Raw genomic sequence first — 12956 nt, forward strand, 5'->3', positions numbered from 1 at the left:
TTTGAGCCATTTCTCTTTTGGCATTTCTCTGTCTTTTGAGTTTTTCTAACCATTGTTCTGTTCTTGCATTTTGTTCCACTCGATCTTGATACAACGGTCCATCACGACATCTTCATGACTTGCTTTTTGGAGTATGTTCGCTGCTTCTTCATTTTGGATCCCTAACTGCGCCCAAAAAACTTTTGCATTCGTCTGTAAAAACTCTTCGGCGATTTCTGGTAAAAATTCACTGCTACGAAAAATATCGACAATATCGATAGGTTCATCTATATCTGAAAGACGTGCAAATACTTTTTCTCCTAAGACTTCCTGTCCTGCTAAAACAGGATTGACTGGTAAAATTCGATATCCCTTGTCTTGGAGCAACTGAGCAATTTTATAGCTTGTACGCTCTTTCTTATTACTTAAGCCTATGACCGCGATCGTTTTCGCTTCTTTTAAATAATCAAAGATTCTTTCTTGCGTTGGATTTTCAAATGCCATCTATTTTACGCTTCCTTTCGTCTGATCTTTCAAGTTTTTCCGATTGTTCCTGCTTACTATTCATGCTAAAATAAACCTTAGTTTTCAACTTGAAAGAGGGTTAAAAATGAAATTGATCTTATTATTTATTGTAGCATACCTTTTAGGTTCGATTCCTTCGGGCGTTTGGGTAGGCAAATTGTTTTTTAAAAAAGATATTCGTCAACACGGCAGCGGCAATACTGGCACGACGAATACATTCAGAGTACTAGGCAAAACCGCAGGAACCATTGTTTTGTTCATGGATATCCTGAAAGGAACATTGGCAACTTGTCTGCCGTTTATTTTCCACGTTACGAGCATTAATCCGCTTTGGTTTGGTGTTTGTGCGATTTTAGGGCACACATTCCCGATATTTGCAGGATTCAAGGGCGGAAAAGCTGTAGCTACAAGTGCCGGCATGCTTTTGGGATTCAATCCGCTCTTTTTCGTTTATTCGTGTATTATTTTCATCGTTAGTCTTTTTTGTACAAGCATGGTTAGTTTGAGCAGTATGATCAGTGCAGTGTTGATCACATTATCCACGATCTTCTTGCCTTATATTGCCCCTAGCATTTTACCTGAGCCTAACTGGTTGCTTACGATCATTGCCTTCTTAGTGTCATCTTTTATTTTTTATCGTCACAAAGACAATATCAAACGTATTAAAGATAAAACTGAAAGTAGAGTCCCTTTTGGCTTGAACAGCAGCAAAAAGAATAATTGAAAAGCAGAGAGCAAGTGAGACAAAAAGAAGTTGGGACAAAAGTGTTTAACTCCGAGAAATAAGAAGAAATTCACGAAAATTGCTTTTCAAATTTTTGTGAATTTCGGCTTATTTAAGAAGGAGTTGCTTCTGTTCCCACCGTTTATTCTTTATAAAGAATGAGACAAAAGTGTTTCTTACTTTTGTCCCACGCTTTTTTTTATTGTTTTTTAACATATTTCTTGAAATTCTGTTCTATTTTACTGTAATCGAATATTTTGTTTTAAAGATTTCATGGGCCCCTAATTGATTGATTCCAGCTTTTTCCATTAGCTTACCTGTGCTGTCCACTGTATCCGCGATCCCACACCAAGGTTCGATACATACGAACGGAGCTTCTTTGGGATAAGGAGACCAAATACCCACGTAAGGCATATCTTTGTAGCTCAAAGTCACACTATGACTCGATTTTTCGCTTCTGATAGCATAAGCATTCAACCCTTTTGTCTCAAAGACCAACGCATCCTGATCGAATAATTCACGCATCAATGCAAGATTCGTATTTGTCTGGCCCAATGTTTTTTGATCCATATCGATATACGGACCATTTAGAGGTAAACGCAATCTAGATTTTCTTGGTGAGAATGCAAGATAAAAATCTTCAAAAGTCAATCCTTCTTCAAGTGGAACGTTAAAGGCAGGATGCCCGCCAATCGAAAAGAACATTTCTTCTTCTCCAACATTCGCTACTTGGTAATGAACAGTGATCCCATCCCCACCTAGTTCATAAGAAATGACGAGTTCAAAATCAAATGGATAATTTTTCTTTGTTTCAGGAGTACTTTTTAGCATAAAACTAGCTAATTCCTCGCCTTGCTCAATGACCTCAAAATCCATATCTCTAGCAAAGCCATGTTGCCCCATCGAATAAGTCTTCCCTTGATAAGTATATTGGTCATCTTTAAGGCGACCGACAAATGGAAATAATACTGGCGCATGGCGTCCCCAGTATTCAGGATCACCTTGCCAAATGTATTCCAAATTTGATTCTTTTGATTTTAAACTAATCAATTCTGCGCCATGTTCAGCGATTTCAGCAATCAATTGATCATTTTGAATGATAACAGTCATAGTAATTCCTCCATCATTAAATCCTAAAACCTGAGACGATAGCTGTGTCTCAGGTCTATTAGTTTTTCCTCTATTTGAATAAATGTTGAACTGCTTTTTTAGATTGAATCAGTTAATAGCTGTGCTTAGTCAATTCTTCTTTAAAGCGAGAATTCAAAACTTTTAGATACGTGCCCTTCATCCCCAGAGAACGAGATTCAATGATACCGGCTGACTCTAATTTGCGTAATGCATTCACGATCACTGAACGAGTGATGCCAATCTTGTCAGCAATATTTGAAGCCGTCAAACGGCCTTCATCTCCCTCTAATGCATCAAAAATCGCCTGCACCGCTTTTAACTCACTGTATGATAACGTATTGATCGCCATCTGGACCGCAGTCGCACTGCGAACGTCGGCTTCGATACTTCGAGATTTTTGATACAAGATCTGCATCCCAACTACTGTTGCGCCGTATTCAGCCAATACTAGATCATCATCATTGAAAGCTTGTTCCATTTTCGCAAGAATGATCGTTCCTAAACGTTCCCCTGCACCAAAGATCGGTACAACAGTGGTTAAACCAAAGGGATACTTTTCTCTGGTTTCAAAAGGAAAAGCAGTGATTTCACTGGTGATAGGAATATTCGCTTCTGTTTTATTTAGTTGACCAACAGTGTCTGTATAAGAATCGGGAAATTGCTTTTCAACAAACATGCTTTTTACACGATCGTTGTTTACATCGTGACGTTCATTATAACCTAAAAGTACACCATCACTACCGATGATATATACATTACTATCTAAAATAGCACCTAGAGTAACAGCCATCTTATCGTAAGGTAAATCTGCTTGCATATCAAAAGTATTTTTTTGTTGCAAGAGTTTATTTATCTTGCGGGTCTTTGTCAATAAATCCGTCATTTTCTTCCTCCGATTTTATAAAATATAGCGGCTTAAGTCTTCGTTTGCCGCGATTGAACCCAACTTTTCATCCACATATGCTTCTGTGATGGTTATTTCCCCCATCTGCATATCAGGTGCTTCAAATAGTAGATCTTCCAATAGTTTTTCAAGAATCGTGTGCAAGCGACGAGCACCGATGTTATCTGTGTCGCGGTTCACGTCATAAGCGATTTGTGCAATTTTCTCAATCGCTTCTTTTGTGAACGTTACTGAGACATTTTCTGTACCGATTAAAGCCACGTATTGCTTGATCAACGCATTGTTTGGTTCAGTCAGGATCTTGATGAAGTCTTCTGCCGTCAGATCATCCAATTCAACACGGATTGGGAAACGTCCTTGTAGTTCAGGGATCAAGTCGCTAGGTTTTGACAGATGGAACGCCCCTGAAGCAATGAACAAGACATGATCAGTCTGGATCGTACCATATTTCGTATTTACTTGTGAGCCTTCAACGATTGGTAAAATGTCACGTTGGACCCCTTCTCTTGATACTTCACCGGATTGCTGTGATTTTGACGTGATCTTATCGATTTCATCAATAAAAATGATCCCGCTTGATTCCGCTAATTTGATTGCTTCACTATGGATATCCGCATCTTTGACAAGTTTAGCAGATTCTTCTTTTGTCAATAATTCTAAGGCTTCTTTGACTGTCACTGTGCGTTCGACCTTTTTCTTAGGTGTCAAAGCTCCTAGTGTTTCATTCAAGTCGATACCCATTTGCTCTAATCCGTTGTTCATCATTGGTGCTGGTTTCTTTTGATCTTCCACTTCAATCGTTACTTCGCGATTATCCAAAAGACCTTTTTGTAGCTGTTCCAATACCGTTTTGCGATTCACTCGGATGTCTTCAGTGACATCTTCTTGAGGTTCTGCATTATTTTGCTGCGCCATATTGAACATATTCATCATCTGTTCAAATTGATTGCCAGATTGTTTTTGTTCTTTTTTGATACCAGGGACCAACACTTTTACTAAGCGTTTTTCAGCATTCTTTTTCGCATCCATATATACACGGCTATATTGTTCTTTTTCTACGATTTGGATCGCATTTTCAACTAGGTCACGCACCATTGATTCGACATCGCGCCCTACATAACCCACTTCAGTAAATTTAGTTGCTTCGACTTTGACAAAAGGTGCATTGACGATTTTCGCTAAACGTCGGGCAATTTCTGTTTTACCTACCCCAGTCGGTCCGATCATCAACATGTTTTTAGGTGTGATATCTTGTTGCATTTTTTCATCTAGTTGTAGACGGCGGTAGCGGTTACGTAATGCTACAGCAACTGATTTTTTAGCATCATGTTGACCAACGATGTATTGATCCAATTCGCTGACGATTTGTCTTGGTGTTTGTTTTAATTCATTCATAGTTTGTTCACCTCTATATTTCTTCCACGATGATATTATGATTTGTAAAAATACAAATATCTGCTGCGATATTCAATGCATTTTCTGCGATTTCTTTTGCACTCATATCATTTTGAGCATAGTTTTTCATTGCACGGGCGGCAGCTAATGCGAAGTTACCTCCTGAACCGATGGCCAAAATACCATCATCAGGCGTGATCACTTCACCAGTCCCTGATACTAGAAGCATCTCTTTATCATTCATAACGATCAGCATTGCTTCTAATTTTTGCATCGATTGTTGTGTGCGCCATTCTTGCGCCAATTCTACTGCTGCTCTTTGCAAGTTGCCGTTATATTCATTTAGCTTTCCTTCAAACTTTTCTTCTAAAGTAAAAGCATCTGCCACGCTTCCAGCAAAACCGACAACCACTTCGTCATTGTAGATGCGGCGTACTTTTCTGGCAGTGCCTTTCATAACAACAGATTCTCCCATCGTTACTTGACCATCGCCCGCCATTGCGAACTTGCCGTTTTTTTCAACAGCACAGATTGTCGTTGAATGGAATTGTGATTCTACCATAGTTATTTCCTCCTAAATAGTTAACTTTCTCTTTTATCTCACGCTCTTGGGTGAAAAGAACGGTAATTTTTTTGTAAGCTTTCTTTGGTTACATGCGCATAGATTTGGGTCGTTGAGAGGTTCGCGTGACCAAGCAATTCTTGCACCGTACGCAGGTCTGCACCATTATTCAATAGATGGGTTGCAAATGTATGTCTAAGCATATGGGGATGAATCGAACTATCTAAGCTGCTTTTTTTTATTATTTGGTTTAGAACATATTCAATGCCTGTTGGTGTGATTGGTTCTCCATGATGATTGACAAAAACGATATCATGCTCTTTCTGATACTTCGTCATCAGGACTCGACGGCCATTTTCAACATAATCCATTAAAGCATCATGTGCAAATGATCCAATCGGCGCATATCGTTCTTTGTTTCCTTTCCCATGGACCAGCATGACTTCCGAATCAAGATCGATATCCGACATTTTCAGATTGCTGCATTCACTTAAACGGATACCCGAACCATAGAGAATCTCTAATAATGCTCGATTTCTCAGTTCCAACGGTTTTTCTCCCGTTACACTATCGAATAGTGCCTGCATTTCATCTTCATAAAAAAAGCGAGGTAATTTTAAATTTTTCTTTTTGAGGTGCACATAGGAAAAAGGGTTCTCAATGATCAGCTCTTCTTTTAAAAGGTACTGATAAAATGAACGTAGACTGGCGATCTTTCGACTAATCGAATTTCTGCTGTACATCTCATCAGTCAAGTAACTCAAATACACGCGTACATCCATATGTTTTACTTTTAACAAATCGTCATCACCAGAGTCAGCCAAAAATTGATGGAAGTTGTTGATATCTTCTTCATACGCTTCCCTTGTTTTTTCGGAATACCCTCGTTCAACGATTAAATAACGTAAAAATTTTTCTTTCCATGGTTGTTCTGTCATTTCATCACCTTCCTTTTGATCCCAGAGATAAATTTAGCATAGCAAAAATAAAAAGACAAATAAATTGTCAGAATTTAACCAATATTTCTAAGTTTATTCACAATTAAAACAATTATCTTGACAAAAAGAAGGCGTCTTCTTTTATTTATCGACCATTGAAAAGAAAAGTTCCCCACCAAAAGAAGAGCGTGGACAAAAGTAAGGAACACTTTTGTCTCACACTCTCAACACGAGTAGAGGGTAGAAGAAGAAGCTCCCTCGAAAATAAATCAAAATCCACAAAAATTTGAAAAGAAATCCCCATGAAATTTTTCTTATTTCTCGTAGTTAAACGCTTCTACCCTCTTTTGTCTAATTGGCAGGAACTTCTTCAAATAATTCACGTTTGAATTGTTCGCCCACTTCCAATGCTCTTTGAGCAATTGTTTCATAACGTGTTTTTTTATCACGAATACGTTTCGGTAACTCAGGGAACAATCCATAGTTTGCATTCATCGGTTGGAAATGTTTGCCTTCTGCGTGTGTGATATAGTATGCCATGCTGCCGATAGCAGTTTCTTGTGGAAATTCAATTGGCTCTTCAGCTTTTGCCAAACGAGCGGCATTGATACCTGCAAGTAGACCACTGGCGGCACTTTCAACATACCCTTCGACACCCGTCATTTGTCCGGCGAAAAATAAATCTTCGCGTTTTGTCGATTGATACGTAGGCTTCAATAATTCTGGCGAATTCATGAAACTGTTACGGTGCATCACACCATAACGCACGAACTCAGCATTTTCTAATCCAGGGATCATCCGGAAAACACGTTTTTGTTCGCCCCACTTCAAATGCGTTTGAAAACCGACGATATTATACAAAGATGCTGCCGCATTATCTTGGCGTAGCTGAATGACTGCATACGGTCTTTTGCCCGTTTTTGGATCTTCTAATCCAACTGGCTTCATAGGACCAAACAGCATTGTTTTGAAGCCTCTTTGTGCCATCACTTCGATCGGCATACAGCCGTCAAAGTATTTTTCTTTTTCAAAAGATTTCAACTCGGCCACTTCTGCTGTCGTTAATACTTCATGAAAAGCCTTGAACTCTTCTTCTGTCATTGGACAGTTTAAATAAGCTGCTTCCCCTTTGTTGTAGCGAGATTTCAAGTAGACTTTGTCCATGTCGATCGTTGCTTTATCGACGATTGGCGCAGCCGCATCATAAAAGTAAAATCCTTCTGATCCATTGAATTCTTTAATACTTTCCGCCAAAGGATGAGAAGTCAACGGACCTGTCGCAATGATCGTGATGCCCTCTGGTATGGCAGTTATTTCTTCGTTGACGACTGTGACCAAAGGATGTTCTTTGACTTTTCGCGTAATGGTTTCAGAAAAGGAATCACGGTCAACCGCTAAAGCTCCTCCAGCAGGAACAGCTGTTTCATCAGCTGAAGTAATGACTACGGAATTCAAACGACGCATTTCTTCTTTCAACAAACCGACCGCATTTGCTAGACTATTGCCTCTTAGAGAGTTGGAACAGACTAGTTCAGCAAAATTACTTGTGTGATGTGCCTCAGTTGATTTTACTGGACGCATTTCATATAAACGAACAGGGACTCCTGCTTGCGCAATCTGCCACGCAGCTTCACTTCCAGCAAGACCTGCTCCTACAACATTAACAGTTTTCAATGATTGACCTCTTTTCATTTCTTATTTTTGGATGTCTTCTTCGTAATCGCCATTCACACAAACGACTTGTTTGCCGCCTTTGACCTTTTTCTCTACAAGATATTGGTCACATTTTGGACAATTTCTGCCGACAGGTTTATCCCATGAAGTAAACTCACATTCTGGAAAACGAGAACAACCATAAAAAATACGATTTTTCTTAGATTTACGTTCGATGACCTGTCCTTCATGACAAACTGGGCAAGTTACACCGATTTCTTTGACGATTGGTTTGGTATTTCTACATTCTGGAAAATTACTGCATGCATAGAATTTACCATACTTACCTAATTTTATGACCATCGGATGTCCACAAATGTCACAATCAAACCCAGCAGGTTCATCCTTGATCTGGATCTTCTCGATTTTTTCTTCTGCATTTGTAAGTTCTTTTTCGAAAGGTTTATAGAAACGGTCCACTACTTTGACCCAAGCTTCTTTTCCTTCTTCTACTTTATCTAAATCGCCTTCCATTTCAGCGGTGAAATGGATATCGACGATTTGCGGGAAGAACTCGCAAATCAATGAATTGACGATTTCACCAAGTTCTGTTGGTTCAAAACGTTTTTGCGTCAATTTGACATAATAACGACGTTGGATCGTATCTAAAGTTGGTGCATACGTGGATGGACGTCCTACTCCATTTTCTTCCAATGCACGAATCAACGTTGCTTCACTAAATCGTGCCGGTGGTTGAGTAAAATGTTGTTTTGGTTCAATATCAGTAGATTGGACAATATCTCCTTCGGCAAGATCTGGCAAAATATTTTCTTTGTCTTCTTTGCCGTCATCACGTCCTTCGACATACACTTGCATGAACCCTTTAAATTTAACCTTTGAGCCATTCGCAATAAAAATCACGCCGTTTTGTTCAATGGTTACCTTCATTGTGTCTAAGATCGCCGGTGTCATCTGGCTTGCTACAAACCGTGACCAGATCAATGTATAAAGTTTCAATTGATCTTTATCTAGATACTGCTTGATTTCATCTGGTGTACGCAATACACTCGTTGGTCGTACTGCCTCATGGGCATCTTGTGCCCCTTGAGCGTTTTTGATTTTACGATTGGCATGACTAGAAAATTCTTTTCCGTATGTTTCTTCGATAAAATCAGCCGCTTCCGCTTTCGCTGTTTCAGCAATACGTGTCGAGTCAGTACGCATATAAGTAATCAAACCAACTGTTCCTTGTTTTCCTAAAGAAATTCCTTCGTATAGTTGTTGAGCGACCATCATCGTTTTACGTGTTCTAAAGTTGAGTTTTCTGGCAGCTTCTTGTTGAAGACTACTAGTCGTAAACGGATTGGCTGGATTTCTCTTCCGTTCTTTTTTCTCAACTTTTTGAACAGTGAAATCTTGTCCATCGATTCGCTCAGTGACTTCTTTCACGGATTGTGCGTCTGGTAATTTTTTCTTTTTCCCGTCGATTCCCCAAAAATTCGCTTTGAATTTTTTACGCGCTTTTTTGAAATTCCCATCAATACTCCAATATTCTTCTGGAATAAATTCACGGATCTCCTGTTCGCGATCAATGATGATCTTCAGAGCTATGGATTGAACTCGGCCAGCACTTAGCCCCTTTTTCACTTTGCGCCAAAGAATCGGACTGATCGAGTAACCCACTAGACGATCCAATGCTCTTCGTGCTTGTTGGGCATCGACTAGATCAACATCGATCGTTCGTGGCTCTTTGAAGGCTGCTTTAACTGCATCCTTTGTGATTTCGTTAAAAACTACCCGATTCTTGTCATTTAAGTCTAATCCTAATAAATAAGCAAGATGCCATGCAATTGCTTCCCCTTCTCTATCCGGGTCACTTGCGAGATAAACCTTTTGTGCTTTTTTGGCAGCAGACTTCAAACTTTTGATGACATCGCCTTTACCGCGAATTGAAATATAATGAGGCTCATAGTTGTTCTCAACATCTATCCCCATTTTGCTTTTAGGTAGATCACGTATATGGCCAACACTAGCCATTACTTTATAATTACGACCAAGATACTTTTCTATCGTTTTGGCCTTTGCAGGTGATTCAACGATCACTAAATATTTATATGCCATTACTGAATGGACTCCTTTCCATTGTCGTGTTCCTACTATATACATAGGATTCATACAAATCGTAGCTTATCATATCCATTCAGAAAACGTTTGTCAAGAAAAGCCAATGATAAATCCGTTGTTATTCTTTTAATTCAGCCAATATATCTTGACCAGAAACCGCGCAAACTGCGCCATCTTGTATCAATTGATGGGAACCTTTCGAATGTTCTGTCAAAATATTTCCTGGAACAGAAAAAATGGGTCTTCCCAACTCCAAAGCGTGCTGGACAGTGATCAGAGAACCACTCTTTTCTCTTGCCTCAATCACACAGGTTCCTTCTGATAAAGCTGCGATGAGCCGGTTTCTCATCGGAAAATGATATTTCTTCGGACCTGTATCAGGAAGGAATTCACTGAGTAGCAAATGATTTTTTCCTATCTCTGCTTGTAATGCACGATTTTCTTCAGGATAGACTTTATTCATCCCTGTACCAATGACAGCGATTGTTTTGCCAGAGTAATTGATTGCCGCTTGATGTGCATAGGTATCGATACCTTTTGCACAGCCACTCACGATCACAACTCCTGCTTCAACGACTGGAGCCAACAGATGGTGCACTATTTTTTTTGCTAAAACGGACGTTTTTCTTCCACCAACGACACTGATCATCTTTCTCTCCAACAACGAAAGATCACCTTGGTAAAAAAGTGCAATAGGGGGCGCTGCAAGATGCAGTAGTCGCGATGGATACTTTTTATCTAGGCATGTCACGACTGATTGTTTTGACAAGCTATCCGCCTGTTTTGCACAAATCTCTGCCCAGCTCTCTTCAAATAGGTGACGGGAGTCGCCGATTTTTGCAATAGCAATGATTTCTGTTAGGGATAATTCTTTTTTCCCAGATTTCAGCAGCTCTTGAATCACTTGCCATTTTCTTTGGATGCTCAACCCTTTTACACATGCTAATTTTACCAAAAATAAATCTATTTTATACATAACAAAGATCGCCTCTCTTTCTCATAAGTAACATGCGCAAGAGGCGATCAATTATTTTAAAGCAAATAGTTTTTTACAGGCGCAAATGTTTTGCGATGGATCGGTGTCACGCCTTTTTCTGCTAAACCAAGTAAATGCTCTTTCGTGCCATAGCCTGCATTGTGATCAAAACCATAGCCAGGATACAACTTGTCATACTGTTTCATCAGATCATCTCGATAAACTTTGGCAATAATACTTGCCGCAGCAATCGATACAGAACGTGCATCCCCTTTGATGAGCTTTTCTTGTTGGATCGGTAAGTCAAGCGTCATCGCATCAATCAATAAATACGTAGGCTTTACAGCTAGTTTTTCAACTGCTTGGATCATCGCAAGTTTACTTGCTTCGTAAATATTGACCTCGTCAATCGTCTTTTCATCAATTATCCCGATCCCGATAGCAATCGCTTTTTCTTGGATTTGCGCATAAAGCAATTCTCGTTTTTTCTCTGACAATTGCTTGGAGTCATTTAAACCAAGGATTTCTTCATTTTTAGGCAAAACGACTGCTGCAGCCACAACTGGTCCAGCTAATGGTCCGCGACCTACTTCATCGATCCCTGCGATCCATTCATGACCACTTTCATACCCCATTTTTTCAAAAATCGACATTTCTTGATATTTTTCTTTGATCAATGCTTCTTTTTTTAAGCGATTTTCAAAAGCAACCAATGCTTGCTTTACGCCTTTACGTGAGTCCTGCCGAAATTCTTCAATAGTTGGATCTGTTAGCGAATGAATAGCTTTTAAGCGCTCTTTGATACTTTGAATCGACTTACTCATGTTCTTCTTGACCTACTTCTTCGTAACGGTCTAATGTGTAGCGTCCTAATTTCCCTTGACGGATGTCGAACACAACGACTTCACTCCCACGTTCATAGTCATCCTTATAGCCCCGTTTAGCGGTAATATCCATCAGGAGTTCAGAACCTAATTTCTGTTCTTGATTCTCTGATATGTTATAGCGTTCTGTTATTCTTCCTGGATAATAGCGCGCAAAAAAATCTAGGCCATAGATCGCTAAATCATCTAAATGCACAAGTTGATCTTTGATCGCACCAGTCAATGCCAATTTTTTGCCGATTTCTTCATCTTCAAATTTAGGCCATAGTATCCCTGGGGTGTCTAATAATTCGAGTTCGCTGCCTAAACGCAGCCATTGCTGACCTTTTGTTACGCCGGGTTTATTCCCTGTCTGTGCAATTTTTTTCCCAACTAGTCGATTCATCAATGTTGACTTACCCACATTGGGGATTCCTAGGACCATTGCCCGTATCGCACGAGGCTTGATCCCTCTAGCTGCATCACGTTCCCGTTTTTCTTTTAAGGCTTCTTTTGCCGCAGGAATCAGTGCTTTGATTCCTTTACTTTCTTGTGCCGTGATTGCAAGTGCTGAATGACCTTGCTTTTTAAAATAGTCTTGCCACAATCTAGTCTGCTGCGGATCTGCCAAGTCTGCCTTATTCAGTAAGACTAATCGTGGTTTTTGTTGGATAATCTGGTCCAGCATCGGGTTTCTTGAAGATAAAGGTAACCGTGCATCCACCAATTCAAAAACGATATCTACATATTTCATTTTCTCAGATACTTCACGGCGTGCTTTCGCCATGTGACCTGGGAACCATTGGATAGTCATAGTGTGAAATAAACTCCTTTCGCATCAAGGTTTCTTTGACCCTGATCTTCCATACTTTTGGCTAAAATTGCCTTCATAAGTTTCATCAATTTAAAAAAACTCATTCTCATCATATGTTATTTTGGAATGGCAACAGTTTTTTTGACAAATTTTATAAGGTGCAGAACTTCTTTCCGTATGCTATTCCGATTGTCCTTGACAATGAGCCTCCTCGGATGTGACGATCTTCGGCAGGAGCTAACAGTTAAAGTTAGACTGCCTCGCTAGCGTTAGCACATCCGAGCTCATTATCAAGGATTCGCTGCGCCAATCTCTGGTTACGGTAACCAACCGGTGTCTCGTAGCCAAGTGTACCGTGCAACCGAAGC

At 39.7% G+C, this 12956-nt stretch carries 12 protein-coding genes; 1 reads left to right on the forward strand and 11 read right to left on the reverse strand.

The features are described from left to right. Nucleotides 1-45: 45 nt before the first annotated feature. Nucleotides 46-483: a CoA-binding protein gene (locus ED2_RS10275; RefSeq protein WP_016176811.1), complete on the reverse strand. Its 438-nt coding sequence runs from the start codon at nucleotides 481-483 to the stop codon at nucleotides 46-48. A gap of 106 nt (nucleotides 484-589) precedes the next feature. Here ED2_RS10275 and plsY point away from each other — a divergent pair, with 106 nt between their 5' ends. After that, on the forward strand, nucleotides 590-1228 hold the full coding sequence (gene plsY, locus ED2_RS10280) for a glycerol-3-phosphate 1-O-acyltransferase PlsY (protein ID WP_005878164.1): 639 nt from the start codon (nucleotides 590-592) through the stop codon (nucleotides 1226-1228). Between the two features lie 234 nt (nucleotides 1229-1462). On the opposite strand, the gene ED2_RS10285 is transcribed toward plsY, so the two are convergent. From ED2_RS10285 to ylqF, 10 genes are all read right to left on the reverse strand, one after another. Then, entirely contained in the window at nucleotides 1463-2338 is an 876-nt protein-coding gene (locus tag ED2_RS10285; protein ID WP_005878163.1) for an aldose 1-epimerase family protein, read from the reverse strand. 112 nt (nucleotides 2339-2450) lie between these two features. After that, nucleotides 2451-3242 carry a GTP-sensing pleiotropic transcriptional regulator CodY gene (gene codY, locus ED2_RS10290; protein WP_005878161.1) on the reverse strand — a complete coding sequence of 264 codons (792 nt, stop codon included), beginning with the start codon at nucleotides 3240-3242 and terminating at the stop codon, nucleotides 2451-2453. Between the two features lie 15 nt (nucleotides 3243-3257). Beyond that, on the reverse strand, nucleotides 3258-4658 hold the full coding sequence (hslU, locus tag ED2_RS10295) for an ATP-dependent protease ATPase subunit HslU (protein ID WP_016176813.1): 1401 nt from the start codon (nucleotides 4656-4658) through the stop codon (nucleotides 3258-3260). Between the two features lie 13 nt (nucleotides 4659-4671). Then, nucleotides 4672-5220, reverse strand: coding sequence for an HslVU peptidase proteolytic subunit (gene hslV / locus ED2_RS10300; RefSeq protein ID WP_005878157.1), 549 nt, complete (start codon nucleotides 5218-5220; stop codon nucleotides 4672-4674). A gap of 38 nt (nucleotides 5221-5258) precedes the next feature. Next, a complete protein-coding gene (xerC, locus tag ED2_RS10305; protein WP_005878155.1) occupies nucleotides 5259-6158 on the reverse strand; it encodes a tyrosine recombinase XerC in 900 nt (299 codons plus the stop codon). Nucleotides 6159-6509: 351 nt separating this feature from the next. Further along, entirely contained in the window at nucleotides 6510-7832 is a 1323-nt protein-coding gene (gene trmFO, locus ED2_RS10310; protein ID WP_005878154.1) for an FADH(2)-oxidizing methylenetetrahydrofolate--tRNA-(uracil(54)-C(5))-methyltransferase TrmFO, read from the reverse strand. Nucleotides 7833-7853: 21 nt separating this feature from the next. Then, on the reverse strand, nucleotides 7854-9932 hold the full coding sequence (gene topA, locus ED2_RS10315; RefSeq protein WP_005878152.1) for a type I DNA topoisomerase: 2079 nt from the start codon (nucleotides 9930-9932) through the stop codon (nucleotides 7854-7856). A gap of 121 nt (nucleotides 9933-10053) precedes the next feature. Continuing rightward, entirely contained in the window at nucleotides 10054-10911 is an 858-nt protein-coding gene (dprA, locus tag ED2_RS10320; RefSeq protein WP_016176814.1) for a DNA-processing protein DprA, read from the reverse strand. Nucleotides 10912-10967: 56 nt separating this feature from the next. Continuing rightward, nucleotides 10968-11735 carry a ribonuclease HII gene (rnhB, locus tag ED2_RS10325; protein WP_005878148.1) on the reverse strand — a complete coding sequence of 256 codons (768 nt, stop codon included), beginning with the start codon at nucleotides 11733-11735 and terminating at the stop codon, nucleotides 10968-10970. Further along, a complete protein-coding gene (gene ylqF / locus ED2_RS10330) occupies nucleotides 11728-12588 on the reverse strand; it encodes a ribosome biogenesis GTPase YlqF (protein WP_016176815.1) in 861 nt (286 codons plus the stop codon). Before ylqF ends, rnhB begins: the two co-directional genes overlap by 8 nt. Nucleotides 12589-12956 lie beyond the last annotated feature (368 nt).

The sequence above is a fragment of the Enterococcus durans NBRC 100479 = LMG 10746 genome (assembly GCF_001544215.1).
GTDB classification, from domain to species: Bacteria; Bacillota; Bacilli; order Lactobacillales; family Enterococcaceae; genus Enterococcus_B; species Enterococcus_B durans.